This is a genomic window from Bradyrhizobium sp. STM 3562 (genome assembly GCF_045571435.1).
Taxonomy (GTDB): Bacteria; Pseudomonadota; Alphaproteobacteria; order Rhizobiales; family Xanthobacteraceae; genus Bradyrhizobium.
Genome location: NZ_CP120694.1, coordinates 1,194,131 through 1,219,586, shown reverse-complemented (window position 1 = coordinate 1,219,586; position 25,456 = coordinate 1,194,131). Strand labels below are relative to the sequence as shown.

Annotated in this window: 23 protein-coding genes; 12 read left to right on the top strand and 11 right to left on the bottom strand. The window is 61.5% G+C overall.

Annotated elements, in window-relative coordinates; translation table 11 throughout:
• Nucleotides 1-13 precede the first annotated feature (13 nt).
• Nucleotides 14-889, bottom strand: coding sequence for a phosphoribulokinase (locus P6U23_RS05710; protein ID WP_407178597.1), 876 nt, complete (start codon nt 887-889; stop codon nt 14-16).
• Between the two features lie 14 nt (nt 890-903).
• Nucleotides 904-1,941 (bottom strand): class 1 fructose-bisphosphatase, encoded by a 1,038-nt coding sequence (locus tag P6U23_RS05705; RefSeq protein WP_407178596.1) that lies wholly within the window; start codon nt 1,939-1,941, stop codon nt 904-906.
• Nucleotides 1,942-2,053: 112 nt separating this feature from the next.
• Between P6U23_RS05705 and P6U23_RS05700 the strand changes: the two genes are divergently transcribed.
• Nucleotides 2,054-3,013, top strand: coding sequence for a LysR family transcriptional regulator (locus P6U23_RS05700; protein WP_407178595.1), 960 nt, complete (start codon nt 2,054-2,056; stop codon nt 3,011-3,013).
• A gap of 65 nt (nt 3,014-3,078) precedes the next feature.
• On the opposite strand, the gene P6U23_RS05695 is transcribed toward P6U23_RS05700, so the two are convergent.
• Complete coding sequence (locus P6U23_RS05695; RefSeq protein WP_407178594.1) at nt 3,079-3,666, bottom strand: DUF3124 domain-containing protein; 588 nt, start codon at nt 3,664-3,666, stop codon at nt 3,079-3,081.
• A 988-nt stretch (nt 3,667-4,654) separates the two neighbouring features.
• Between P6U23_RS05695 and P6U23_RS05690 the strand changes: the two genes are divergently transcribed.
• Complete coding sequence (locus P6U23_RS05690; RefSeq protein ID WP_407181343.1) at nt 4,655-7,186, top strand: ATP-binding protein; 2,532 nt, start codon at nt 4,655-4,657, stop codon at nt 7,184-7,186.
• A 42-nt stretch (nt 7,187-7,228) separates the two neighbouring features.
• On the opposite strand, the gene P6U23_RS05685 is transcribed toward P6U23_RS05690, so the two are convergent.
• From P6U23_RS05685 to P6U23_RS05675, 3 genes are read right to left on the bottom strand one after another with little or no spacing between them, the layout of a single operon-like run.
• Nucleotides 7,229-7,519, bottom strand: a complete 291-nt coding sequence (locus tag P6U23_RS05685; RefSeq protein WP_407178593.1) for a metal-sulfur cluster assembly factor — start codon at nt 7,517-7,519, stop codon at nt 7,229-7,231.
• A gap of 19 nt (nt 7,520-7,538) precedes the next feature.
• Nucleotides 7,539-8,057: a DUF2249 domain-containing protein gene (locus P6U23_RS05680; protein ID WP_407178592.1), complete on the bottom strand. Its 519-nt coding sequence runs from the start codon at nt 8,055-8,057 to the stop codon at nt 7,539-7,541.
• 16 nt (nt 8,058-8,073) lie between these two features.
• Nucleotides 8,074-9,417 carry a hypothetical protein gene (locus P6U23_RS05675; RefSeq protein ID WP_407178591.1) on the bottom strand — a complete coding sequence of 448 codons (1,344 nt, stop codon included), beginning with the start codon at nt 9,415-9,417 and terminating at the stop codon, nt 8,074-8,076.
• Between the two features lie 164 nt (nt 9,418-9,581).
• Here P6U23_RS05675 and P6U23_RS05670 point away from each other — a divergent pair, with 164 nt between their 5' ends.
• Complete coding sequence (locus tag P6U23_RS05670; protein WP_407178590.1) at nt 9,582-9,770, top strand: hypothetical protein; 189 nt, start codon at nt 9,582-9,584, stop codon at nt 9,768-9,770.
• A gap of 5 nt (nt 9,771-9,775) precedes the next feature.
• Here P6U23_RS05670 and P6U23_RS05665 read toward each other — a convergent pair whose 3' ends face one another.
• Entirely contained in the window at nt 9,776-10,669 is an 894-nt protein-coding gene (locus tag P6U23_RS05665; protein ID WP_407178589.1) for a ferritin-like domain-containing protein, read from the bottom strand.
• A 196-nt stretch (nt 10,670-10,865) separates the two neighbouring features.
• Between P6U23_RS05665 and P6U23_RS05660 the strand changes: the two genes are divergently transcribed.
• The 9 genes from P6U23_RS05660 (at nt 10,866) to P6U23_RS05620 (ending at nt 20,892) form a co-directional block, all read left to right on the top strand.
• Nucleotides 10,866-13,163 carry a 4Fe-4S binding protein gene (locus P6U23_RS05660; RefSeq protein ID WP_407178588.1) on the top strand — a complete coding sequence of 766 codons (2,298 nt, stop codon included), beginning with the start codon at nt 10,866-10,868 and terminating at the stop codon, nt 13,161-13,163.
• A gap of 11 nt (nt 13,164-13,174) precedes the next feature.
• Nucleotides 13,175-15,109, top strand: a complete 1,935-nt coding sequence (gene nosZ / locus P6U23_RS05655; protein WP_407178587.1) for a TAT-dependent nitrous-oxide reductase — start codon at nt 13,175-13,177, stop codon at nt 15,107-15,109.
• Nucleotides 15,109-16,497 (top strand): nitrous oxide reductase family maturation protein NosD, encoded by a 1,389-nt coding sequence (locus P6U23_RS05650; RefSeq protein WP_407178586.1) that lies wholly within the window; start codon nt 15,109-15,111, stop codon nt 16,495-16,497. Before nosZ ends, P6U23_RS05650 begins: the two co-directional genes overlap by 1 nt.
• Complete coding sequence (locus P6U23_RS05645; RefSeq protein WP_407178585.1) at nt 16,494-17,414, top strand: ABC transporter ATP-binding protein; 921 nt, start codon at nt 16,494-16,496, stop codon at nt 17,412-17,414. Before P6U23_RS05650 ends, P6U23_RS05645 begins: the two co-directional genes overlap by 4 nt.
• Nucleotides 17,411-18,241: an ABC transporter permease gene (locus P6U23_RS05640; protein ID WP_407178584.1), complete on the top strand. Its 831-nt coding sequence runs from the start codon at nt 17,411-17,413 to the stop codon at nt 18,239-18,241. The genes P6U23_RS05645 and P6U23_RS05640 overlap by 4 nt, the downstream gene beginning before the upstream one ends.
• Nucleotides 18,238-18,783 carry a nitrous oxide reductase accessory protein NosL gene (locus tag P6U23_RS05635; protein WP_407178583.1) on the top strand — a complete coding sequence of 182 codons (546 nt, stop codon included), beginning with the start codon at nt 18,238-18,240 and terminating at the stop codon, nt 18,781-18,783. The genes P6U23_RS05640 and P6U23_RS05635 overlap by 4 nt, the downstream gene beginning before the upstream one ends.
• A gap of 25 nt (nt 18,784-18,808) precedes the next feature.
• Nucleotides 18,809-19,804, top strand: coding sequence for an FAD:protein FMN transferase (locus tag P6U23_RS05630; RefSeq protein WP_407178582.1), 996 nt, complete (start codon nt 18,809-18,811; stop codon nt 19,802-19,804).
• A gap of 66 nt (nt 19,805-19,870) precedes the next feature.
• Nucleotides 19,871-20,260, top strand: coding sequence for a c-type cytochrome (locus P6U23_RS05625; protein ID WP_407178581.1), 390 nt, complete (start codon nt 19,871-19,873; stop codon nt 20,258-20,260).
• Between the two features lie 401 nt (nt 20,261-20,661).
• Complete coding sequence (locus P6U23_RS05620; RefSeq protein ID WP_407178580.1) at nt 20,662-20,892, top strand: hypothetical protein; 231 nt, start codon at nt 20,662-20,664, stop codon at nt 20,890-20,892.
• Between the two features lie 202 nt (nt 20,893-21,094).
• On the opposite strand, the gene P6U23_RS05615 is transcribed toward P6U23_RS05620, so the two are convergent.
• The 4 genes from P6U23_RS05615 to P6U23_RS05600 all read right to left on the bottom strand — a co-directional run bounded on the left by P6U23_RS05615 (nt 21,095) and on the right by P6U23_RS05600 (nt 25,013).
• Nucleotides 21,095-21,358 carry a hypothetical protein gene (locus P6U23_RS05615; RefSeq protein WP_407178579.1) on the bottom strand — a complete coding sequence of 88 codons (264 nt, stop codon included), beginning with the start codon at nt 21,356-21,358 and terminating at the stop codon, nt 21,095-21,097.
• Nucleotides 21,359-21,394: 36 nt separating this feature from the next.
• The gene (locus P6U23_RS05610) at nt 21,395-22,495 is read right to left on the bottom strand and encodes a glycosyltransferase family 2 protein (protein WP_407178578.1); all 1,101 of its coding nucleotides are present in this window, start codon (nt 22,493-22,495) and stop codon (nt 21,395-21,397) included.
• Nucleotides 22,482-23,552, bottom strand: coding sequence for a glycosyltransferase family 4 protein (locus P6U23_RS05605; RefSeq protein ID WP_407178577.1), 1,071 nt, complete (start codon nt 23,550-23,552; stop codon nt 22,482-22,484). The genes P6U23_RS05610 and P6U23_RS05605 overlap by 14 nt, the downstream gene beginning before the upstream one ends.
• A gap of 189 nt (nt 23,553-23,741) precedes the next feature.
• On the bottom strand, nt 23,742-25,013 hold the full coding sequence (locus P6U23_RS05600; protein ID WP_407178576.1) for a polysaccharide biosynthesis/export family protein: 1,272 nt from the start codon (nt 25,011-25,013) through the stop codon (nt 23,742-23,744).
• Nucleotides 25,014-25,456: the final 443 nt, after the last annotated feature.

Sequence of the window (25,456 nt, the reverse complement as noted above, 5' to 3'; positions counted from 1 at the left end):
TACCAGCGGCCCATCACTTCAGGCTTCGCTTGCGTTCCATGAGCTGCATGATCAGCGGCGTCAGGATCAATTGCATCGCCAGGTCGAGCTTCGAGCCGTGACAGACGATCGAGTTTGCGCGCGACATGAAGCTGTTCGGCAACATCGCAAGCAGATAGGGAAAGTCGATTCCCCGCGGGTTCTTGAAGCGGATCACCACCATCGATTCGTCGGGCGTCGGGATCCACCGCGCGATGAAGGGGTTCGACGTATCCACGGTGGGAACGCGCTGGAAGTTGATGTCGGTCTCGGTGAATTGCGGACAGATGTAGTGGATGTAGTCCGGCATGCGCCGCAGAATCGTGTCGGTGACCGCCTCGGTCGAATAGCCGCGCGCGCTGCGATCGCGATGCAGCTTCTGGATCCATTCCAGATTGATGACGGGGACGACGCCGATCTTCAGGTCGGCATAGCGCGCGACGTTGACCTTGTCGGTGACGACGGCGCCATGCAGCCCTTCATAGAACAACAGATCCGAATTCTCAGGCAGCCGCTTCCACTGCGTGAAGGTGCCGGGCGGACCGCCATGAAGAGCGGCCTCCTGCTCGTCGTGAATATAATGACGCGTGATCGCGGTGCCCGTTTCGCCGTATTCACGAAAGGCCTGCTCGAGCTCCTCGAACAGATTGGTCTGCGGGCTGAAATGGCTGAAATGCCTATTGCCGCGCTCGGCCTCCTGCGCCATTTGAACGCGCATCTCGGCGCGGTCGTAGCGGTGAAAGGCATCGCCTTCGATATAGACGGCGTTGACCTTCTCGCGATGGAAGATCTGCTCGAAGGTGCGCTTGACCGAAGTCGTGCCCGCGCCCGAGGAGCCTGTGATCGAGATGATCGGATGCTTTCTGGACATCGCGCGCTCCCTCTTTAGACCCGGAAGAAGCCGCGCCGCGCGAACAGGGGCGCAGTGGTGCTCGCAATGAGCAGGGGATCGCAATGCAGCTCCTCGAGCCGGCGCACGTCGTGCGAGGCACCCATCATCAGGGGCACGCGCTGATGCAGGCTCTGCGCCGAAAGATCGAGGATACGCTGATAGCCTGTCGAAGCCAGGCCACCCGCCTGCTCGACGATGAAGGCGATCGGATGCGCTTCGTAGACGAGCCGCAGCCGGCCATCGCCGTAGCCTGGCCGCGCGTCGGAGGGATAGAGAAACACGCCGCCCCGCGTCAGGATCCGGAACGTCTCTGCGACCAGCGATCCGATCCAGCGCATGTTGAGGTCGCGATTGGCGGGGCCGTCGATACCGGCGAGGCATTCGTCGATGAAGGTCCGCACCGGCGCATCCCAATGCCGCCGGTTCGAGGCATTGATGGCAAACTCCTCCGCGTGCGTTGATATCTGCAGGCCAACGCGCACCAGGCGGAAGCAGGCCGCGGCGCGATCCAGCGTAAACACGTCGACGCCGTCGCCGACGCTCAAAACCAGCGACGTCTGAGGTCCGTAGGTGACGAAGCCGGCCGCGACCTGCGCGGTGCCGGGCTGGCGGAAGCAGCCGGCGAGATCGTCAGGCGCGGGCAGGATCGAAAAGATCGTGCCGACCGTCATGTTGATGTCGATATTGGAGGAGCCGTCGAGCGGGTCGATCGCGACGCAAATCCTTCCCTGGGGATCGCAGATTTCCGCCTCGCGCGCCTCCTCGGAGGCCAACGCTGCGATCGGAATGCTGCCGAGGCAGCGGCGGATGATGGCATCCGCCCGGACATCGAGATCCCGCTGCAGATCGCCGTCGCTGTTGCGGCCGGTGGCAAGACCCTGGGTCCCCGACAACGGGCCCTTGCCGGTCAGGTCCGCGATTTCCACCGCAGCCGACGCAACCGCATCGATCGCCCCGGCGACAGCGAGCGCAAGCGGCCCGGTTTCCGAGTAGCGCTGAAGATAGTCCTCAAGCGTGCGTTGCCCTGTCATTTGCGTCCATCCCTCGCCGCCGCCGCTGCCGTTGGTCCCGATTTGGGTCGGCGCGGTCAGAGCCTGCACAGGAAAATTGACAGAAGGTGCGAAATAAGGAAAATTTCTAATTATGATAAAGGCCAGAGATTTTTCTTATAATACCGGCCGACTCCGGCACTTGACCATCCGGCAATTGCGGGCGCTGGCGGCGCTTTCGGCCCGCGGCAGCGTCACTGCGGCCTCCGAACAACTCGGCTTGACCCAGCCGGCGGTAACCCAGCAACTTCATCAACTTCAGGGGCTGGCCGGGTTGCCGCTGGTGCAACGGACCGGCGACGGTATGCTGCTGACGGCCGCGGGGCGGGAAGTGCTGGCGCTCGCCGGGCGGATCGAAGCCGCCATCATGGACTGCCAGGGCGCGCTCGACCTGCTCGCGGGGCGGACCGGCGGCGTGGTCTCCATCGGCGCCGTCAGCACCGCCAAATACTTCGTGCCGCACGCGATCGCCGCCTTCTCCAAGCGCTACCCCAAGATCGAGATCAAGCTGACAATCGGCAACCGCGAAGAAATCCGCGCGGCGATGCATGGCTACGATCTCGACTTCGCGGTGATGGGTCGGCCGCCGGCCGACATCAGCGTCGATGTCAGGCAGCTCGGCAAGAACCCGCACATCATCGTCGCACGCAAGGGACACTGGCTGGAGAAGGACCGCGGCCTCAACCTGACCGATCTCGTGCACGAGACCTTTCTCACCCGCGAGCAAGGGTCGGGCACGCGGATCCTGATGGAGGGTCTATTTCAGAAGTCCGATCTCGAGCCGACGATCGGCATGGAAATGAGCAGCAACGAAACCATCAAACAGGCGGTGATGGCCGGGCTTGGCATCGCGTTCATTTCCGCGCACACGGTCGCCAATGAATTGGTCGATGGACGCCTCATCATGCTCGATGTCGCAGGGCTTCCGATCGTGCGCCAGTGGTACGTGATCCGCCGCAGCGACAAGGTGTTGCTGCCGCCCGCGCAGGCAATGTTCGACTTCATGGGATCGGAGGGATCGAATTATCTGCCCGAGGTTCCGCTCACGCAGTGACTGTATTTCCGCGGCCGGTCAGGGGAAGAGCGGCGACAGGATCGCCCTCAACTCGATTCGCCCTTCTAATTCTTCCCGATGGTCCTGGCGGGCCGCCCCTGACTGATGAACGCATAATGCGCATTGCCGACCCCGCCGACCATCAGGGCCTCGACCACTGGCTCGGCGATCTCGCCTGCGGCGGCCCAATCGACAATGAAGTTTGCGCCGGTCCCGCCGCGCACGTCATTGGTAGGAACGAAAATCTCGATCGTCGCGAGCGGCTTCAGCGCCACCGGGGCCTTCAAATAGGCCTGAACCCTGTTTCCTGAGGTGTCGAAATAGTCGATGCGCTTGACGATCAATGGCTTGGTTTCGGACGCGTTGTGCACACTCAAAGTGACGGAGAAGTCGACCCGCAGCTTGCCTTCGCTCATTGAGACGCTGGAATAGGCCGGCACGTAAAATCCGCCCGATACCGATAGATTTTCGTTCGGAATCACAGTCAACGAGTTGGCGAACTTCTGTTCGATCTCGGCTCCGCCCTGCTCCGCCGCCGACGCCAGCGGGTGCGCCAGGCAGACGATGAGCGCGAGGATGAATCGATTGCGGTACGCTGTTCGTTTGCGACTGCCGACCTTACCGTTGGGGCACCCGCCACGGGCATCCTCCATGCACGCGCTCGTTCGCGACATCGCTCTCTGCATCCTTCCTACGGAAAACTGGCTATCGGCTCTCTTCTCGACCCACCCATTCCCAACTACCTTATCGCTCGCTTTTGCTTTGGTCCATTCGGAGGCGGTTGGGGCAGGCCGCGGAATTGAACCACCATCGTCTGCGCGGATTGCTCGAGAACGGCGCCTCGCTTTAGGTCGGCGTGCACCTGCTCCCGTTGACATCCGTTGTCTATCGACGCGGCATCTATTGGTAGCGCACCGCGCGTGTGGGCCCTCCCCACACAGAATTGAAGGCCAGCCGGTTACAATCGTAACCTCATTGTCCGGCAACTGTGATCGTCCGGTAACCGAGACGCAGGAGAGTCCCTTGCGTCAACTTACCGGGATTGCGATCTTGCTAAAGCCTCTGTCTTTTCCATCCGCTCCGCCGTTCCCATTGAGCTCACGAGCGAGACTCCGTTCGAACCTCTCGCGCGCACCTACGATCGACAGGTCACAAGAAGCCGGCCGCCGGCGCGAGCCGTTGGACGAGACCGCAGATCGATGCGATGAATGGCTTGACGAGCACAAACTCAAGAGAGCTGTCGCCGGCTTGGAGAAACTCGACGACCAGACGCTTCGGAGGCTCGGCATTCCCAATCGCTCCCAAATCGAGCACGTTGTCCGCTTCTGCCTGGATTGTTGAGTCTGGTCATCAAAGGATCCGGCAGCTTCCCGTCAGAACCGATCAAGACGGATTTGCGAGAGTTGTCACGCCGAAGCCGCCGATTGGCAGTACCGCCTCCTCTTCGGATCGAAGGAGAAAGGTGCAAGATGATGCCAATCTTTTCGCATGATTTGCCGGTGCTTGTAACGAACCGCTTCGCGTAGCGGCCGTCCCAGCAATATACGGGCTCAACTTGCCGGCCTGTGGATCTTTATCCTGGAAAACGAGCCTTATCCTGGAAGACGAGTCTTGGCCCTACTCTCGCGCCTATTCCTGTTGGTGGCGGTCGCGCTGGTGCCAATGATCGCTATCCAATTGTATAACGAATTTGACTTCTCCCGCTCTCATCAAATCGAAGTGCAGGAAGAGGCGACCGGTCTCGCCAAGATTGCGGCGGCACAACAGCAGGAGATAGTCCAGGGAATTCGCCAGGTCCTGATTGCGCTTTCGGAGCTGCCCGCGATCAAGACAAGGCAGCCCGAAGCATGCAGTTCATATCTTTCAACGATCAAGCGGAGCTTTCCAGCCTTTCTCACCTTTGTGGCTGTCGACATGAATGGCGTTGCCTTTTGCGCGACCCATGGCGAGATCGTGAATGTCGCCAGCCGGGCCTATTTTGCCAAGGCTACGCGAACCGGAAAGTTCACAGTCGGGGAATTTTCGATCGGACTGTCGACGGGCCGTCAAGTCATTCAATTCGCCTTACCATTCTATGGCGATAACGGCGGCATGGCGGGCGTCATCATAGCGACCCTTAGCCTCGATTGGCTCGGCCAATTCATCGCCCAGATGGATGTCCCACCGGGCACGGCGATTGCTATCGCCGACCGGAACGGCACCTACCTTGCGCGCCACCCCAATGGCGATCGATTCGTTGGTCGGAAAATGCCCCTGGAAGGATACCCCCGGGGCGAGCATTGGAGCACAGATGACACCCGCGACATCGATGGCGTAGAGCGGATCGTGGGCCACGCCGCTTTGCCAGATGAATCGGGAGGGCTTCTCGTCAGTGTCGCCCTCGACAGGGCCCTAGCATTCGCGAGCATCCAGCGCCGTACCCGCCGCGGCGTCCTGTTGATCGCCTTGAGTACGTCGCTGGCGCTGATGCTGACATGGCTGGGCGCCCGCAGGTTCATTCGTCACCCGCTGCAATTATTGGCCGATGCCGCGGATCGCTGGCGGCTCGGCGATTATACCCCACGCGTGCAGATCCACGACAACCGCTCGGAAATTGCCGCAGTAGCTCACGCCTTCAATTCCATGGCCGATGCGCTCGAGCAGCGCGAACGCGAGCTGTCCGGCGCCAAGGAGGCCGCCGAAGAAGCCGCGGCCCGGATCACGACGATATTTGAGAGCACGACGGATTGCGTGCTCATCCTCGATCGAGACTGGCACATCACTTATCTCAACGAGCATGCGAAGGCGCATTTTGCCGACGAACGCAACCTCGTCGGCATGGATTTCTGGCAAGCGCTTTCGGATTTCATCGAAGGCGACCTCTCCGACCGACTTCGCGAGGCCATGTCGGAGCAGCACCTGGCCCGCTTTGAAATATTCTGCCACTACCGGGCGCAATGGTACGAAGTTAATGCGTTCCCTTCCGGCGAAGGCCTCGCCGTCCAGTTCCGCGACATCACCGAACAAAGGCGCGCCATCAAGGCACGCCGGCAGATGGAGGATCAGCTTCATCAGAGCCAAAAGATGGAAGCTGTCGGCCAGCTCACGGGTGGCGTGGCCCACGACTTCAACAATCTGCTGATGGTGATCACCGGAAATCTCGAACTCATCGAGGAACGTGCGGGAGACAACGACAGCATCCGGCAGCTTGCGGCCTCCGCGCGCAATGCCGCTTATCGAGGCGCAAGCCTGACCACGCAGTTGCTGGCTTTTTCCCGCCGACAGAAACTGAATCCGAAGCCGATCTATGTGGGACATCTCGTCCGAGACTTTCAGGAGCTTATCCGTCGTGCCCTCGGACAGAGTTGCGAGCTCAAGCTGACGATCGACGACCAATTATGGGCGTGCCAAGTCGACCCCGCCCAGCTCGAGACTGCCCTCCTCAATCTGATCTTGAATGGGCGCGATGCCATGCCGAGCGGCGGTACGCTGGAGATCGAAGCGCGAAACGTTCACCTGGAGGAAAACGCCATCACCGGCATTGCGTCCGGGTCGTATGTCAGGATCTCGGTCAGAGACACCGGCAGCGGAATGTCTCCTGAAACCCTGGATCGCGTATTTGAGCCCTTCTTCACCACAAAGGACATCGGCAGCGGGACCGGACTTGGTCTCAGCATGGTCTATGGATTTGTTCGACAATCCTGTGGCCATGTCGCAATCGAGAGTGCGCTCGGCGCGGGGACTACGGTCAGCCTCTACCTGCCCAGATCCTCCCAAACGCCCGACGCGGAGACAGAGCTTGTCCCAAGCCAGAACGCGCCGGCAGGTTCAGGGCGGGTGCTCGTGGTCGAGGATGATGACGACGTCCTGGACGTCACATCTGCGATGCTGCGCAAGCTTGGCTATCAGGTTCTTTGCGCCCGCAATGGCATCGACGCCATCCGGCTGCTCAAGGACGACAAGAAATTCGATCTCCTGTTCACCGACGTCGTCATGCCCCAGGGAATCAACGGCGTTGAACTTGCACGGGAAGCGAAGCGATTATGCGCCGGCATCAAGATCCTGCTCACCTCTGGGAATGCGGCAGATGTACTCACGCGATACGGCGCGGTGGACGAGTTTACAATCATCGGAAAGCCCTTCCGCCGCGCCGAGCTGGCACAATATCTCCAAATGGTGATGCATGACGCGTGACGACCGCCATGCCTTCGATCGAGCAGACCGGGCTCCAACGATTCAGTTCACTTCGGCAAAGCCAAGCGACGCTTTTACGTCCGGCGAGATCATCTGCGGGCGCCAGGGTGGATCGAACGTCATCGTTACTTCGACCGAGTCGATTCCGTCCACCAGACACGCGCTCTGCGCCGCGCCCTCCTTCAAGAACGAGACCGCCGGGCATCCTCGCGTCGTTGCCGTCATCGTGATACGTGCGACGCCTCGACCGACCGACACGTCGTAAACAAAGCCAAGATCAACAATATTGTGGCCGAGCTCAGGGTCGATCACAACCCGCAGTGCCTCTCTCACTCGCGCAGCGAGATCCTCATCATTCGTCGACATGTGCGCTCACCCTGACGGTCAGTTCGTAGGTATCTCCTCCAGGCACGAAACCGCCACGCCATCGATGCCCGCGTTTGCTGAGCTCCCGAAACAGGAAGACCGGCTCGCGCCGCAGCAGGGCGAAAAGCGTTTGTCCCGGCGCCAATGTCTCGGCAGCAGCGAGGATCCTGACCATCGGTTCAGGCGGATCGAGCTCGCGATTGTCGAGCTGAAGGATGGGCTCCGGCCAATCATCGGCCGGCGCGATATCCGACAACTCGACCGCTTGCGATGCAACGGTCGCCGGCGTGAACAGCACCTCCCACTCGCCGCCTTCGAGCTCGGCCTCCTCATGCGCAAAGCCTTTGCTCTCCATGACGCCAAACAGCGGAAAGGGCTTGAAGGGCGCGTAGAGCCGCAGGCCCTGGCCCTGCTCAAGCCGATCAAGCGTGGCCATGATGGTCGAGAACGGCTCCTCGCCGGCCCGCAACAGCGGCCGGACGTCAAGATCGACGAATTCGGTCATTCTCGCATTTCTCCTTTCAGTTTCGCGCGACCAGGAGCCGCGGCGATGATGTTCCCGCCGGCAAACGCAAAGGTTCTGCGACATCCGCAAGCTGCCGGGCTCTGACGAGCTCTTGCACGATCCCAAGCGTCGCCACGCCCATCACCGCCACCGTGAGGCGGAAAGCGAACGGTGCCTCTGCGAGCAGCGTGGCCGTCGCGGCCCAGCTTGCGAGGAAGAACAGCACGAACCATTTCGCCGCGCGGCGTTCGGCGACCAGATCCTGTACCCGCGGCGTCGGCACTCTGCCGAGCACCGGGCCGTAGGCCTCGAGCCAGGTCAGGAACGGCACGATCTTGTAGAGATTGGCCAGCACCAATCCCGACAGCCAACCGAACACCGCCAGAAACACCAATGCGCCGACGTGGCGAGAGAATGAACCCGTGGCGAGGAGCCCCTCGGCGAGCAGCACCGCCGCAGCGAGGCTCGCAAACGACCATACGGTCATGCGGGTGTTGAGCTCCAGCGCCCGCCGCTTGCGGCTGCGGTACAGGCCAAGCATGTCGTACGCATAGAACATGAGCGCGATCAGGGCCGGCGCCGCTGCAAGTGCAAGCACGATATTCAGGCCTGCCGCCATCAAAAGCGCGAGCACGCCCCCGACCACGGCGATCGTCAGTGCCGCTGTCCCAGCAAACCATGCGACTCGGCCCAATCGCACACCGTTATCGGGCGCCAACATGAACATGGCCAGCAATCGATAGCTCACGCCCATCGCGGTAAGGGTCAGCCAGCCGCCAAGCCCCGCCGCGGCATGGATCGGCACGCCTGCCAGCAGGCGCCACAGCACGGCCCCCGTTGCGCGTCCGGACAGGACCAGGGCAAAAATCCCGCCGAACAGGATCGTGATGCAGATCGAGACGAGACCGACCAGGACAAATCGCGCGGGTGCAGGCAACGGGCGAGCCTGCCATAAGGTGGCGCCGAGATCGACGGCGGCTAGCAGGAAGCCCGCGACGAGGAGACCCGCACCAATCGGAAGCAGCGAGGACCAGGACGGAATCCTGCCGCCGAGCGCCAGGAACCCTGCGAGCAGCACGACCAACCCCACGGTGAGCAGCAGAAAGGCGATCAGCGTCCAGCCTTCGGCATAGAGCGGCCTGGCGACGAGCACCGGCACGAATTGGAACAGCGCGCCGCACATCGCCATACTGAGCCAGCCAATGCAGACCATGTGCACGACGATGAGCGTATCTGCAGCCTGCAAGCCGGCGTTGGGAAATCCGAAGCCTGCGGCCATCAACGCTTCGGCCGCAAGCAGCCAGACGACGGCGGCCGCGAAATAGCTGATCGTCCATTTGCTGATGTTGCTGCCGACCATGGCGGCCTTTGCCCTTACGTTGCGCTTGACCCTAAGCGGGCGGCGCAGGCCTCTCTTTGTCGGGGCACAAACTGCGCTCACTTTCGCATGCTGTTTGTTCCGGAACAAAGACGGCGGCCAAATCGCAGGAGATGTGTTGCCTCTCATCAGAGCGGGAGCACAAGGTGGGATTCTTCAAGGAAGTGCGCAGACGAGTCCGCCGCACGACGAGAACCGAACGCAGATTCTTCGAGGCCGTTTTTGCCGGACTGGCACAGGAAATGGCAGCCGAAGAAGAGCCGACGGCAGCTCGCCGCGAGAAAGCCGGCGGCTGCTGTTCGTGCTGCTCGGCGGAACCCGAAGCTCGCAAATAAATCAGCTAGAGAGTTTCCCTATCCAGCGATCGCAGCCAAGCGAGGCGGGCGATCGCGCGCGCGGCGAGACTCTGCATCGAATCGAGCTGAGCTGGATCGCGAGCTCTCTCGGTGCGTTCCAGATAGGCGTCAGCGAGCGCTTCAGCGATCGCCTGGGCCTCGCGCTCGCCGAGGCTTGCGGGAAATCGTCCGACCCCGATAGCTTCAAGAGACATATCCACCGCCTCCTTGGCGAGCTCGCGCGCCCGACCCGCTGCGGCGCCGGACAGGCGGGATTCCAGTTCGGCGAGGTACGCGGCCAAGCGACGCTCCAACGCACCAGCATCGATCCGGGTGATTCGGCCCGCTGCCGCCTCAGCTTGCGCGTCGGCACGCGCCGCGTCGTATTCCCTGTGATAAGCGCGGCGGCGCTCTCGTCTCAAGCTCGCGACGTGGCCGAGCTCCTCTCGCGCCATCGCTTCAGCGGCGTTCTTGATCTCGGCGTCCTCCGCAAAGGCCGCAAGATAGGACCAGAAGGCAAAAGCGCGCTCCTCATTGCACACCGCCATGCACAACGCATGATAAGGGGTGATTAAGCGCGATCTCCTGATTTCCATCTCCGTCTCGCGGTCGAAGGTCTCGGGCGCCTCCCATCGCACCAACGCCGGATCTGGCGCCTTGCCGAGGCGCGCTCGCGACCAATTTGTCACGCTTTCGACATGGTCACGCTCGGCCGCCGCAAGCTCGCCGAAGACGGCCGCCAATTCCGGCTTGTTCTGACGCCCCATTTCGTCTGCGAGCTCCGCGTACCGGTTCGCGGCCTCCTGCTCCATCGCATTTGCAAGCGCGAATAATTCGTCAAGCGAGTGCAAATCCCCGGCGGGCTCGGATTTAAGCAGCAATGCTCGCGACAGCAGCATGTTCCACCTGCATTTTGATCCAGCGCAAAGTCAAGCGCCCTGCCCCGGGTAATTAGAACATCTCGTTGAAAGTCAACTTGCGTTGGCTCAAGCGGAGATCCTCTAGGGCTGTCAACGGTGACGTCCCGGCATCACACCAAAAACCTGCTGGAATGCGCGCTCCGAGCGAGCGCGCGCTCCCCTTTTGAGGAGCTCCATGGCCCGGAGTCCTTTCGCCGTGCTTAGCCGTAACCTCACCGCCGTGGTGCTGGCCGCGTTCCTCGCTATAGCCGTCCTGTCGTCAACTCGAACGGCCTGCGCCGCGAGTGATCTTGCGGCCTATCTTCCGAAAGCTGCGCCCGCCGATTTCTTTGCGGGCGCCGATCGCTTTGGCGCACCGCAAGGCGATCCGCCGATCGTGCCTGTCTATCGCGGCGATCAGCTCAAAGGCTTTGTCTATTTGAATTCGGATATCGTCAATGCGACCGGTTATTCGGGAAAACCGATCCGCATTCTCATCGGCATCGATCCGCAGGGCGTCATCACCGGGCTGAAGCTTGTCGATCATAAGGAGCCGATCGTTCTAATCGGAATCCCGGAGGCCCGCATCGTCGCGGCCGTGAACGGCCTTATTGGCAAGGCCATGAAGCCCATTGCGGAAGGCTCCGGCCATCCGCCGCAGGTCGACATCGTCAGCGGCGCGACCGTAACCGTGCTGGTCATGAGCGACAGTATCGTGCGGTCGGCGGTGCGGTTGATTCGCGCCGGGCGTATCGGCGGAGCTGATGTTGCTTCCGGCACAGCGGCAAAGCCGGCCACCGTCACCACGCTCGACCTCGACCACAGTGCCATACGCGATTGGACAAGCCTGCTCGGCGACGGTTCGGTACGCCGGCTTCATTTGAGCATTGGTGATGTCAACGAGGCCTTTGCGAAGGCAGGTAACGGCATCGCCGCGCAAAATGCGGAGGGCGATGCCGGCGACACCTTCATCGACCTTTATGTTGGGCTTGCCACCGCACCGACCATCGGACGCAGCCTGCTCGGCGATGAAGGCTATCAGCGCCTCAAGGAGGGGCTGCAGGTAGGACAGCAGGCGATCATCGTCGCAGGCGAAGGCGCCTATTCTTTCAAGGGTTCGGCCTATGTGCGCGGCGGCATCTTCGATCGCATCGAAATCCTGCAGGAAGGCTCTGGCACGCGCTTCCGCGACAAGAATCACACCCGCCTCGGTGCACTGGCGGCGGAAGGCGCGCCCGACTTCAAAGAGATCGGCCTATTCGTCACGCCGCCGGAATTCACGCTCGATCCGACGCAGCCCTGGCAGTTGCAGCTCTTGGTGCAGCGAAGCACCGGCGCCCGCGACAAGGCCTTTCTGACCTTCGATCTCGATTACACCCTTCCCGATTCCTACCTGCGGCATGAGCAGCGCGCGGCAACGCCGGCAACCGCCGCCCCCGCTTCGGCGCCGACAGCCCAGCAGGCCGCTCCGCCTGACGATGACGACGAAGCTCTGTGGATGCGGATCTGGCGTTCGACGACCGTGTCGATCGGCATCACGGCCTTCGCGTTGCTGACGCTGACCGCAATCTTCTTCTTCCAGAATGTGCTGGTCCGACGCCCCGGCGTCTACACCTGGGTCCGCCGCGCCTACCTCCTATTCGTGCTGGTCTGGCTCGGCTGGTACGCCAACGCTCAGCTCTCGGTCGTCAACGTGTTGACCTTCACCAACGCACTGGTCACCGGTTTCCATTGGGAGTTTTTTCTCGCCGCGCCTCTGATCTTCATCCTGTGGTCAGCGGTCGCCGCGGGACTTCTGTTCTGGGGCCGCGGCCCGTTCTGCGGCTGGCTCTGCCCATTCGGCGCGCTGCAGGAGCTCACAAACGCGATAGCGAAATGGTTCAAGATACCGCAGATCACGGTGCCCTGGGGGCTGCATGAACGATTGTGGCCGATCAAATACATCATCTTCCTCGCGCTGTTCGGCCTCTCGCTCTACTCCGTCTCTCTTGCCGAGCACTTTGCCGAGGTTGAACCTTTCAAGACCGCGATCATTCTGAAGTTTGCTCGCGGCTGGCCGTTTGTCCTCTATGCGGTCGGACTGCTCGTCATCGGCCTGTTCATTGAGCGCTTCTTCTGCCGCTACATTTGCCCGCTCGGAGCTGCGCTGGCGATCCCCGGCCGCATCCGCACCTTCGAGTGGTTGCGACGCTGGAAGGAGTGCGGATCGCCCTGTCAGCGCTGCGCCAAGGAATGCCCCGTGCAGTCGATCCATCCCGAGGGGCACATCAACGTCAATGAGTGCATCTACTGCATGCACTGCCAGGAGCTGTATTACGACGACCACCGCTGCCCGCACATGATCCAAGTGCGGCTGAAGCGGGAAAAGTTCGCCGCGATGTCGTCGCCCTCGATGCGATCGGATGGAGCCGGTCCGAAGACAGTCATCACCCACGCCGGAAAGCCCGTTCGCATTCCGGCGAACGCTGACGATCCACACAGCAGTCCATCATAAAGGAGACAAAGATGGCGCGCGACGACGACAAGACCACGATAAGCCGCCGACAGATTGTCGGCACGGCCGCTATTGGCGCGGCCGGAATCGCGGGAGGCCTCGCGCTTGGCGGAGCCGGCGAGCCGACACCCGCGGCCGCCCAGCCTCGCCCGGCGGCGCGAGCCGGCGCTCAGAAGATCGAGGTCGCCCCCGGCGAGCTCGACGAATACTACGTGTTCTTCTCGAGTGGCCAGACCGGAGAGGTCCGCATCGTCGGCATGCCTTCGATGCGCGAGCTGATGCGCATTCCGGTGTTCAATCGCTGCAGCGCCACCGGATGGGGTCTCACCAACGAGTCGCTGAAGGTACTGACCGAAGGACTGACGGCCGAGACTCGCGAGCGGACCAAGGGACGCTGGAACGGCGTTTGGCAGAACGGCGATACCCATCACCCGCACATGTCGTTCACCGACGGCACCTATGACGGCCGCTACATCTTCATCAACGACAAGGCGAACACGCGCCTTGCCCGTATCCGCACCGATATCATGAAGTGCGACAAGATCATCGAGCTGCCGAACCAGTACACGATCCACGGCATGCGTCCGCAGAAATATCCGCGCACCGGATATCTGTTCTGCAACGGCGAATACGAGGTGCCGCTGCCGAACGACGGCAAGGTGCTGGACGACAAGAGCAAGTATTGGTCCATCTTCACGGCGGTCGACGGCGATACCATGAAGATCGCCTGGCAGGTGATCGTCGACGGCAATCTCGACAACACCGATGCCGATTACCAGGGCAAATATGCCTTTGCGACCTGTTACAATTCGGAGAAAGGCGTCACCCTCGCCGAAATGACCGCGAGCGAGCAGGACTGGGTCACCGTCTTCAATATCAAGCGCATCGAGGAGGCGGTCAAAAAAGGTGACTTCAAGGAAATGAACGGCGTGCCTGTGATCGATGGCCGCAAGGGATCGCCCTACACGCGCTACGTTCCAGTCTCCAACAGCCCGCACGGCCTGAACACCGCACCCGACGGCATTCATATCGTCGCCAACGGCAAGCTCGCGCCGACCGTGACGGTGATGGATGTGCGGTTGATGGACCAACTATTCGACGACAAGATCAAGCCGCGCGACGTCGTGGTGGCCGAACCGGAGCTTGGCTTGGGCCCTCTTCACACCGCTTTCGATGGCAGGGGCAACGCCTATACGACACTCTTCCTCGACAGCCAGGTGTGCAAGTGGAGCATCGATGTCGCCAAACGCGCCTACAAGGGCGAGAAGGTCAATCCGATCATCCAGAAGCTGGATGTACACTACCAGCCCGGCCACAACCATGCCTCGATGGGCGAGACCAAGGAGGCGGACGGCAAATGGCTCCTGTCGCTGAACAAGTTCTCCAAGGATCGCTTCCTTAATGTTGGCCCCTTGAAGCCGGAGAACGATCAGCTCATCGACATCTCGGGCGACAAGATGGAGCTTGTGCATGACGGCCCGAGCTTTGCCGAGCCGCATGATGCCGTGATCATCCATCGGTCCAAGCTGGACGGCCGTGTCAGTAGCGTGTGGAAGCGCGACGATCCGTTCTTTGCGGATGCAGTCAAGCAGGCCGCCGCCGATGGCGTTAAGCTCGAGAGCGACGCCAAGGTCATCCGCGACGGCAACAAGGTGCGGGTCTACATGTATTCCAGCGCACCGGCGTTTGCGCTCGACAAGTTCACCGTCAAGCAAGGCGACGAGGTCACGGTCTACATCACCAATATCGACGACGTCGAAGACCTCACCCACGGCTTCTGCATCGTCAATTACGGTGTCAACATGGAGATCGATCCGCAACAGACCTCCTCGGTGACCTTCATCGCCGACAAGCCGGGCGTCTATTGGTATTTCTGCACCTGGTTCTGTCACGCCATGCACATGGAAATGCGCGGGCGCATGCTGGTTGAGCCGCTAAACGTCTGATGCTGCGGCGTACCTGCCATTTTTCGCAAATCGGGCTGGCGGCGCTTGCTGCCGCCAGCCTCGCCGCGCGCGCGCCAGCAGCACAGCTAACGGTGGCTCCGCAAGCTTCCGATCTGCAAGCGATCCTCGACCACGCCGCCGATGGCGACGAAGTCCGCCTCGCGGCCGGCACCTATCGTGGTCCTCTGCGGATCAGTCATCGTATTACGCTCGCGGGTACGGCCGGCACGGTGATCGCCGGGGCGGGCGAAGGCAGCGTCATCACGATCTCGGCGCCGGACGTCGTGGTGCGCGGCCTGGCGGTGCGCAACTCCGGCCGCTCGATGGAAAAAATGGACTCCGGCATTTTCGTGGAGGAGTCGGCGCGCGGCGCCCTCATTGAAGACAATCAGATCGAGGACAACCTATTCGGCGTCTATCTGCACGGCTCCGCAGACGCCGTCGTGCGCCACAATAGCATTGTCGGATTGCGGCGGTCGCACGCCAGCGAGACCGGCAACGGCGTGTCCGTCTGGAACGCGCCGGGTGCAAAGGTCATCGAAAACGATGTCCGCTTCGGGCGCGATGGCATCTTCGCCATCACCAGCCGCAACAACGAATTCCGCGGCAATCGCTTCCGCGACCTGCGCTTCGCCGTCCACTACATGTACACCAATGACGGCGAGATCGCCGACAACCTCTCCAAAGCTAACATCATCGGTTACGCGCTGATGTTTTCCAAACGCCTCCTCGTCCGCAATAACGTCTCGGACCATGATCGCGATCGTGGCCTTCTGTTCAATTCCACCGACGGCTCGCAAATCGTGGGCAACACCGTGATCGGCGGTTTGCAGCCGGCGGCGCGCTGGGCAACGGCGGATAATCGTGGCGAGGACGAAGGCATGTCGCAAGTTGACGCCGGAAACGCGGCCGGGCCGGGAGGGGCGCGTGTCGGTCCGGAAAAATGCGTCTTCATCTACAACACCAACAACAACCGCTTCGAGAACAACTGGTTCGAAGGTTGTGAGATCGGCGTTCACTTCACCGCGGGCTCGGAAGGCAACGCGATTACCGGCAACGCCTTTATCAACAACGCCAATCAGATCAAATATGTCGGCACCCGCCATCTCGACTGGTCCAAGGACAGGCGCGGCAACTATTGGAGCGACAATCCGGCATTTGATCTCAACGGCGACGGAGTCGCCGATACCGCATACCGGCCGAACGACTTGATTGACCGCGTGCTCTGGACGGCGCCGAGCGCAAAGGTCTTGATCAATAGCCCCGCCGTTCAGGTGATCCGCTGGGCTCAAGCGCAATTCCCCGCGCTGTTGCCGGGGGGTGTCGTCGACAGCCATCCGTTGATGGCGCCGAAGGCGCGCCGCAACATCGAGGGCGCCGCGCCATGATACCGACTGTTCACATCACCGAAGTGATCAAACGCTACGGCCGGAACACGGCCGTCAGCGGCGTTTGCTTCGCGCTCAATGCGGGCGAGATGGTGGCGCTGATCGGCCACAATGGCGCGGGCAAGACCACGCTGATGAAGCTGATGCTGGGCCTGCTCCGGCCGACCGATGGGTCGATCGAAGTGCTCGGCGAGAATCCCGCCGCGGGCCAGTTTTCGGCACGCCGCCATCTCGGCTATTTGCCGGAAAATGTCTCGTTCGACACCGCCCTCACGGCGCGCGAAACCCAGGCCTTCTATGCACGGCTGAAGGGCGAGCCGGTTGCCAAGGCGCTGGAGTTGCTCGACGTGGTCGGGCTCGGCGCCGCCGCGGCGCGGCGGGTCGGCACTTATTCAAAAGGCATGCGCCAGCGTCTGGGCCTAGCGCAGGCGCTGATTGGCCGGCCGCGCATCCTGCTGCTCGATGAGCCGACCACCGGGCTCGATCCCGAACTGCGTCAGACCTTCTATGATGTGGTCCAGCGGCTCGCTGCCGAAGGCACCACCGTCCTGCTGTCGTCGCACGCATTGACCGAGCTCGAGGAGCGCGCGGGGCGCGTGATCATCATGAATCGCGGCTTCAAGGTCGCGGACGGCTCGATCGACAAGCTGCGCAATCTGGCGCAACTGCCGACCAAGATCCGGCTCAAGGTCTCGGGTCTCGCACCCGGAGAACTGCCGCACTGGTTGCCAAGTTTCGCGCCCTGTCGCCGGCTGAACGGCCACGTCGTCGAGATCGATGCGGCCCCCGAGCAGAAGATCGAGCTGCTGCGGCATGCGACGGCCGCTGGCACAGCCCTCGAGGATGTTGATGTCATCCCGCCGAATCTGGACGAGCTCTACGCCCAATTTCTGCGGCAGGCGGAGCGAATGCCATGAACGCCGTCACCATCGTTGCGGCCAAGGAAATCCGGCAAGCCGTACGCAATCGCTGGGTCTTCGCGGCGACCTTGCTGCTCGCGGGTCTGGCCTTGTCGCTGGCATTTCTGGGCAGCGCGCCGACCGGCAGCGTCGGCGTGCGCGCGCTGGACGTCATCATCGTCAGCCTGTCGAGCCTGACGATCTTTCTGGTGCCCCTGATCGCCCTGCTGATCGCTCATGATGCGATCGTCGGCGACATGGAGCGTGGCACCATGCTGCTGTTGTTGAGCTATCCCGTCGCGCGCTGGCAGGTGCTGCTCGGCAAATTTCTCGGCCATCTCGCGGTGCTTGCCTTTGCGACCTGCCTCGGTTACGGCGCGGCAGCCGCTGCACTGCTCGTAACCGGAGCCCAGTTTGACGGCGAGGGCCTTGCCGCCTTTGCCGCCATGATCGGCTCCTCCGTGCTGCTCGGCGCAGTATTCGTCGCGATCGGCTATCTCGTGAGCGCACTGGCGCGCGACCGCGGCACGGCTGCAGGCGCCTCGATCGGCCTGTGGCTGTTGCTGGTGCTGATCTACGATATGGCGCTGCTCGGCCTGCTTGTGCTCGACCAGGGACGCGGGATTTCCGGCGCGACTTTGAATGCGCTGCTGCTGCTCAATCCGACCGATGTCTACCGCCTGTTGAATCTGACCGGCTTTGCCAATGTCAGCCTGTTCTCGGGCATGGCGGGGCTCGCCGGCAGCACGAGCTTGTCGGTCGAAAGCCTGCTCGCGACGCTCACGTTCTGGACGCTGGCTCCACTGGCCTTTGCTGCGTTTGCTTTTTCGCGGAGGGAATTATGAAAGGACTCGCCTTGGCCTGCGCCTTGCTCGCGCCCATCGCGCTCGCGGGCTGCAACGAGAAGCCGGCCTCAGCGCTTCCGCCCCCGCACAAGATGACCGCTGAAGCGATCGGGCATTATTGCGGCATGAACCTGCTCGAGCACGGCGGGCCGAAGGGACAGATCCTCGCCGCCAGCCTGATCGAGCCGGTCTGGTTCTCATCGGTGCGTGACACCATCGCTTTCACCATGTTGCCGGATGAGCCGAAGGACATTCAGGTCATTTACGTCTCCGACATGGCCAAGGCGCCGAGCTGGGACAAGCCAGGCGCCGACAATTGGGTCGAGGCGCGCAAGGCGCTGTTTGTGATCGAAAGCCGCGCCAAAGGCGGCATGGGTGGCGAGGAGGCCGTGCCTTTTTCGGATCGCGCCGCCGCGGAGAAGTTCGTCGCCGAAAATGGCGGACGCGTTGTACGCTTTGCCGACGTACCGCACGATTATGTGCTGGGACCGGTCGATGAGAGAGCCGGCGCCGGACCGGACGAGCGCGCCGCTGCGCAATAGGCGACAAATCGAGGAGAGATAAGGCATGGCACGTATGATCTCGCGCCGACGTTTTATCCGCATCAGCGCTGCCGCCGCCGGTCTCGCGGTCGTGCCAGTCGGCCAGATGGCCAAGGCGAATACCAAGCTGTTCACCTGGCGCGGCACAATGCTCGGCGCCACGGCGACGATGCAGATCCATCATTTCGATCAGCGCGAGGCAGAACGGTTGATCATACTGGCCTGCGCGCAAGCCCATCGGCTGGAACGACTGTTCAGCCTCTATCGCAACGACTCGGCGCTGGTTGAGTTGAACAGGACCGGCATTCTTGTCGATCCTGCCGCCGAGTTCGTGGAGTTGCTGACGATATCGCGGCGCTACGCCGAATTGACGGGCGGGCTGTTCGATCCCACCGTGCAACCATTGTGGCAGCTTTATGCGGACCATTTTTCGCAAAGCGCCGCCGATCCTGGCGGGCCACCGCGCGCGGAGGTAAAGGCGGCGCTCGATCGAGTCGGTTATCGCCGGCTCAGCGTCGATCGCAACCGCATCGTTATGCCGCGGGGCATGGCGGTGACGCTGAACGGCATCGCGCAAGGCTATGTCACCGACAAGATCGTCGAGCTGCTGCGCGCACAAGGACTCGATCACAGCCTCATCGACATGGGCGAGACGCGCGCCATCGGGACGCGACCGGATGGCGGACCGTGGGAAGTCGGGATCGCCGATCCCGATGTGGTGGGCAAGACCGCGGCGATCCTGCCGATCGCCGACCGCGCCGTCTCGACGTCCGGCGGCTACGGATTCCAGTTCGACGCCCAGGGCCGGTTCAATCATCTCTTCGATCCGCTAACCGGTGGCTGCGCCAGCCGCTACCGCAGCGTCACGACCGTGGCGACCAACGCGACCGCGGCGGACGCGCTTTCCACCGCCTTCAGCGTGATGGACGAGGCGCAAATCCGGCCCATGCTGTCGGAAGCAGGGATCGAACGAGTTCATCTCATCGACACGAAGGGAAACACTTCCCAGCTCGTCGTGTGAGTGAAGCGAGCTGCTGAATAGGCTCGGCACGACTGCAATCCACTTAACTTGAGCAAGGAGAACTGCATGAGAAAGTATGTCTTCGCGGCACTGTTCATGGCGGCAGGCTTGGGACAGGCCTGCGCCCAGGACGCGGCCGCGGGCGAAAAGGTGTTTGCGGTCTGCAAGGCCTGTCACCAGATCGGTGACAACGCAAAGAATGCCGTCGGTCCGGTGCTCAATGGCTTGTTTGGGCGCAATTCAGGTTCGGTCGAGGGCTATAGCTATTCCGAAGCCAACAAGAAGTCCGGCATTACCTGGGATGAAGCAACATTCACGGACTACATCAAGGATCCCAAGGCCAAGATACCCGGCACCAAAATGGCCTTTGCTGGGATCAAGGACGAGCAGAAGATCAAGGACCTCATCGCCTTTCTCCATCAATACGACAAAGCGCCTGTCAAGCTGACGCATTAGAGCGCGAGCGCGATGGGATTGCCTTGAGATCATCATTGCGCACCATCTGGCAGAGCATGATTGCGGAAAGCCGGCACGCGCTTTTCCGGATCATGCTCTGCTCGCGGCAGCGAGCCGCCCTCTTCTCGCTTATGTGGCCAGGCCAACGGCCGCCTCTCCTCGATGCGCTGGCGCCTTCCCTCCGGCGTCTTCGCCACGCACGACACTAAGGTCTGTCGTCGGGGTCGGCAGCGACGCTGCTTTCCAACCTCCACGACGAGTTGACCGGCCGCCGGCAGACCGGAGTTGCCCAATATAACGATCTGACGACAACGCAATTCAACGACTGAGCCACAATCGCGCCCCACGAAAAGCTAAATCATAAATGTATATTCATTTTCCGAAAATTGGGGGACGTTACAATGCGCCATGAGCAGCAGTCGCTTGCGTCTGTTCAAGACGCAGCCGATTTCAGAATCAACTTCCAGATCACGAGTGGCGGTGCAAGGCATGCCTGCAGCGTCATCATTCGGGCAAGCAGCAAGGCGGGGGCAGCGACCATCTTTCAGGAGAACTGGTCGGCGATCGAGAAACTTGCTCGGGAAAATCTGCTGGCCAGTGCCGAGAGGGCGATCAGGTTGCAAGTCGAGTAGAAGCGCTGATTGGCAGCGATGATTCATAGACCGCGCGTCCGGATTCCTCGTGGATTCGATGCGCGAAAATCTCCGGTCTCATCAAAGCCAGCTTCCATTTGCACCTGACCACCCGCAGGGAGGGTTGGCGTGCGCTCGGTCGAACTCGCGACCGGGCGGATGCGCGGCATTTGCTCGAGCCGTTGGCAGTCCTAATTCCGGATCAACCGCAAACCAGAACGAGCCGGCGCCGAATCCCGCGCGGCGTTTCGACACGCTCCGACCGCAAGCAGCCCGGGTAAACCGCGAGATTGTAGTGGAACGGCACTGTATCGAAATAGCCATGGATGGGACAGAGGTCGGCGAGCTCCGGACCGCATGGGGTCAGCGGATACAGCCGTGAACGCGCCAGCGCTGACGAAGATGCCCCGCTGAGGACAACCGCCGCGACGACGGCGGCAACTGCGATCCGAAAAGATTTTGACATGCCCCTTCCCTTTATTTGCTCACGGCTGTTGCGCAGCTATCGCCTCGCTGGCGCACGAAAACGAAAGAACTCCCTGGCAAAGCCCAGCGCAGACCGCTCTCCGCTCTTCGATCGATAGGCCAGCAAGGTCTTCGCCGCCTCACTCGGCAGCACCGAGCCGAGCACGAAGAAGGCCATCATAGCAAGCTTTACCTTGAGAGAATAGGGTTCGGCCGCAAGCCCGGCGAGCAGCATGGGCAGCGCCGTGAGGCGCGGCCGATGACCGGATACGATATCGAGGCAGAATTTGCGCTCACGATAATAGAATGCGTCGCGGCACTGTACGAGCTGGCGCCCCGGCGCAAGCCGCTGCACAACGCGCCGCAGATGCTCCGTCCGCACCACGAACCGGTCGATGTCGCGCTCGATTATTCCTGCCGTCGGAATCTGACCGAAGCGCGAATCATTGCGACCGTGGACGCGATAATAGCCCAGCTCCTCAGACAGGCTTACAACGTCTCCGAACAGCGGTGCGGCAAATAGGATAATGCCGTCCACCGCTTTGTCATAATCGACTTCTCGCAACAATTCGCAGACATCGCGACGAAAGACGTTCCCTGACGTTGGAGGGGTCTTGTAGACGCCGCGCCTGAGCACCTCGTCCAGCAGGCCCTCGCGATCCCGGAATGCGTCCAGCGAGGAAAATGCTCCCATTGGACGATCATCGGCATCGATCAACGTAAGTGCGAACTGAATCTTCGCGACCCGCTCGTCGAGCTCATCGATCAGCGCAGCGAGCGAACCGGGCTTCAACTCATCATCCGCGTCGAGGAACAGCACGAATGGCGCCTGCGTCCGCTCAAGGCCGTAGACGCAGGCGCCCAACTGGCCTCGATTATCGATCCGGAACGCTCTGGCGCCGCAGCGTCCAATCGCCTGCCACGAGCCGTCGGTTGACCCATCATCGACGACAACAAGTTCGCAGTCGTCGCGCTTCTGATCCAGGACGCTATTGATCGCCCGCTCGACAAAAGCCTCATAGTTGTAGCAGGTGATGATCACGGCGAGCTTCGCAGCGTCGCGGCTGGCGCTTTCCGAACAGCCCTGCCGGATCTCAGTCTCTGGTCCGGTCACTTCGCTGGTTTCAGGCGCGTCCATGGATTTGGCGAGACGCCTCCTCATAAATATCGAGCGTCCGACGGGCAACGCGCTCGATGGTCAGATAGTCCAGATTGAACTGGCTCTTGCTCCTCCACTCCGTGAGCGTTTCCGCGTTCTCGATCAGTGAGCCCAGCGCCTGCGCGAGCGCGGCCGGATTTCGGGACGGGACCAGAATGCCAGCTTTGCCGTGCTCCAGCAGCTCGGGAATGCCATCGACATTGGTGGCGACGATCGCGCAGCCGGCTTCGCGTGCCTCCGACAACACCAGAGGGGCGGGATCGGCGTGAGACGGCAGCACGAAAATGTCTGCGCCGAGCAGAAACGGAAAAGGATCGTCCTGAGCGCCCATGAAAGTCACGGCCTGAGCGCAACCTAACGAGTTCACCTGGGCCATATATTCCTCGCGGTGCGGACCATCGCCCAGAACATATAAGCGCGCCGCTGGATGGCTCTTGTAGAGCAAGTCGAACGCGGCAAAGAGATCCGGCAGCCCCTTCCGCGGATGCTGGCCACCGACAAAGATGATCGATGGCGACTGAAGGGAGCGCGGAGCACGATCTTTCCCGGCGAAGCGGGCCGCGCCGATGGTTCCGTTCAGAACCACGCGGATGCGGGATTTGTCGATCCCGCGCTTTTGCATGGACTCGCCGACGGCTGCGCTCACGGTGATCACCCGCGTGCCAAGCCCCATCAGGATCGCGCTCTTCTCGAATTCGTTGTGAACTGTCGTCACCAGAGGGATGCCGAGCAGCTTGCATACCGGCCAGGCCAGCACGGCGCTCGTCATCATATGGGCATGCACGACCTCTGCACGCCAGCGGCGCGCCGACCGGTAAAGCGTCGCGACTGACTTCACGAGCTCGGCCGGCCGGCGCTCATGGCTCACCAACATCGTTTCGACATTGTTGGCCGCAAGCAGCTCGTCAAAGTCGCCTCCGCCGCTCGCGATCGCGACCTGATGGCCCAGCTTGGACTGAGCGCATGCCAGATCGACGGCCGCATGGACATGTCCATTCAGGCGTCGCGTGTGGTTGAGGAGCTGCAAAATACGCATGACGAGCCCGCCGCACCGAAATGGCTAAGGATAGGAATGTCCTATCCATCTTCGCAAGCCCAATCTTTGGCGCGATGCATTTGCCGTTGGCAAACGCTGAACGCCATTTCCGGGCAGCGGCTTCCGACCGTCAGAAAAAGGTCAGGCCGGAAGCCTAGTCTCGCCCGATGCTTTCGAGCTTAGCCACGTCTAGTTAAGCGGCGCAGCGATTTCATGCACCGCGGAGTTAACATTCCGCACGGTCGTCGTCGTATTGTTTATGAGCGTCAACAATTTGTAGTAATCCACGACCCGGGCATTGGCGACATACATCACGTCTTTCGTTCGCATCTGGAAGCCAGACGCAAGCAGCATGCCGGATGGGTCACGCAAATTGAGTCGGTAGATCGTCGGTATTCTGTCGTAGATGAAACGCGTGGTATCGACGCCGAGCTTGTTCAGGAACGGACGGTCCTCGTACCTGTAGACGTAGACTTCGCTCGGATCGGACTGCTGATCGTTAAGTCCGCCCGACTTACCCAGCGCCTGGGCAAGCGTCAGCGTTTCGACATCGAACGGGATTTCGGAATTGAAGCCAAAAACGTTCTGATTCAATGCGCCCAGCGCGGTGAAGGTCGGCGATTCACGCGTAACGAAGACCACGTCCCTCGCACGGACAAAAATGTTCTCGCTCGGATCGTGAACAACGCGGCTCAACAGGACCTTTGCACGCCTGCCGTCCCGCTGCAGCGTGACGTAACTTTCGATCGCTTCGAACTTCGGGCCGCCTGCACGCGCAATCACCTGCAGCAAGCGCTCGCCGGAGCTGTTCAGCGGCAGTGCGCCCGGCGTGTTCACGTCGCCCAGAACGCTGACGATGTTTGAATGCTGCTGGTTCAGGCTGACGACCACTTGCGGTTCGATCGCGCGGTTGCGCAAGCGCTCGACGATGGTGTCCTGAATGGCAGGTATCGTGCGTCCCGCCGCCGGAATCGACCCCGCATAGGGGACGTGAATATTGCCTTCCTGATCGACCTCTTGGACGGGCACGTCGACGAAATTGCCGGGGCGCGCGCCTGACGCCGTCCCGGGAGTGAAGAGGCCGCCGGGCTGGGCTTCGAAGATCGAAATATTGAGGAAATCGCCGACCCCGACCACCTGAAGCTGCTTGGGCCGCCTGTCGCTAAATGTTCCTTTGAACGTCACGAGGTTCGGCTGGGATAGAAAGCCGATCGTATCAGCACTCACGTCGACTAGGGCGTAAGGCAACGAGGCGGTGGACCTGATCCCAGCGGTCGCATTTGCATTAACATCGTCGCTTCGCGGGCCGGTTCCCGGCAACAGCGAGCAGGCGGGCAACGAGCCCGCGAGAATAATAGCTAAGAAACGGACACTCAGTCCTTTGGCCATCAAATAAATCTCGCCACAACTACTACTCATCCTGGGTTCCATCGCCCGAATACAACGCAAGTCACGGGTCAACGGACTCTCAGATAGAAAAAACCTGAGATTCACCATGGGATTACAAAGCTGATCCCTTCCGAAACCCTTAAAGGCTGAGTCCCCTCCGCGATAAAGTTACAGATACACGCCCTCGACCGGAAGCGAAGTGAGGCGGGTGGATGGTCTTTCTGCGGCTCCGTTGCATCTAAACCACAGGCGAGCCGGCATACTGCATAGAAAGTAGGCAGCTCGCTCATTTGACGTCAGAGCGTCCACCCTTCGGACGACGGAGCATCGTTGCTATCGGGGCTGCAGGCGCGAATTAATTCAGCGCTGAAGGTCGGCAGGGATAATTTCCACCATTTCACATCGCCTATCCCAAAAAATGCGCTGTCCTCTCGTCGGCAGGTGTGATTCACTGTGGCCGACCGTGTCATTTTTTGGGGCAAATTGCGGCAGGGCGCCGCTTCAGGCGTTGCCCC

Coding starts and splice junctions, on each gene's coding strand:
- P6U23_RS05605 (WP_407178577.1), bottom strand. CDS start 23,552: ATGCGTATTTTGCAGCTCCTCAACCACACGCGACGCCTGAATGGACAT.
- P6U23_RS05665 (WP_407178589.1), bottom strand. CDS start 10,669: ATGCTGCTGTCGCGAGCATTGCTGCTTAAATCCGAGCCCGCCGGGGAT.
- P6U23_RS05640 (WP_407178584.1), top strand. CDS start 17,411: ATGAACGCCGTCACCATCGTTGCGGCCAAGGAAATCCGGCAAGCCGTA.
- P6U23_RS05630 (WP_407178582.1), top strand. CDS start 18,809: ATGGCACGTATGATCTCGCGCCGACGTTTTATCCGCATCAGCGCTGCC.
- P6U23_RS05675 (WP_407178591.1), bottom strand. CDS start 9,417: ATGGTCGGCAGCAACATCAGCAAATGGACGATCAGCTATTTCGCGGCC.
- P6U23_RS05610 (WP_407178578.1), bottom strand. CDS start 22,495: ATGGACGCGCCTGAAACCAGCGAAGTGACCGGACCAGAGACTGAGATC.
- P6U23_RS05680 (WP_407178592.1), bottom strand. CDS start 8,057: ATGACCGAATTCGTCGATCTTGACGTCCGGCCGCTGTTGCGGGCCGGC.
- P6U23_RS05705 (WP_407178596.1), bottom strand. CDS start 1,941: ATGACAGGGCAACGCACGCTTGAGGACTATCTTCAGCGCTACTCGGAA.
- P6U23_RS05710 (WP_407178597.1), bottom strand. CDS start 889: ATGTCCAGAAAGCATCCGATCATCTCGATCACAGGCTCCTCGGGCGCG.
- P6U23_RS05700 (WP_407178595.1), top strand. CDS start 2,054: ATGATAAAGGCCAGAGATTTTTCTTATAATACCGGCCGACTCCGGCAC.
- P6U23_RS05645 (WP_407178585.1), top strand. CDS start 16,494: ATGATACCGACTGTTCACATCACCGAAGTGATCAAACGCTACGGCCGG.
- P6U23_RS05635 (WP_407178583.1), top strand. CDS start 18,238: ATGAAAGGACTCGCCTTGGCCTGCGCCTTGCTCGCGCCCATCGCGCTC.
- P6U23_RS05660 (WP_407178588.1), top strand. CDS start 10,866: ATGGCCCGGAGTCCTTTCGCCGTGCTTAGCCGTAACCTCACCGCCGTG.
- nosZ (WP_407178587.1), top strand. CDS start 13,175: ATGGCGCGCGACGACGACAAGACCACGATAAGCCGCCGACAGATTGTC.
- P6U23_RS05625 (WP_407178581.1), top strand. CDS start 19,871: ATGAGAAAGTATGTCTTCGCGGCACTGTTCATGGCGGCAGGCTTGGGA.
- P6U23_RS05650 (WP_407178586.1), top strand. CDS start 15,109: ATGCTGCGGCGTACCTGCCATTTTTCGCAAATCGGGCTGGCGGCGCTT.
- P6U23_RS05615 (WP_407178579.1), bottom strand. CDS start 21,358: ATGTCAAAATCTTTTCGGATCGCAGTTGCCGCCGTCGTCGCGGCGGTT.
- P6U23_RS05695 (WP_407178594.1), bottom strand. CDS start 3,666: ATGGAGGATGCCCGTGGCGGGTGCCCCAACGGTAAGGTCGGCAGTCGC.
- P6U23_RS05620 (WP_407178580.1), top strand. CDS start 20,662: ATGCGCCATGAGCAGCAGTCGCTTGCGTCTGTTCAAGACGCAGCCGAT.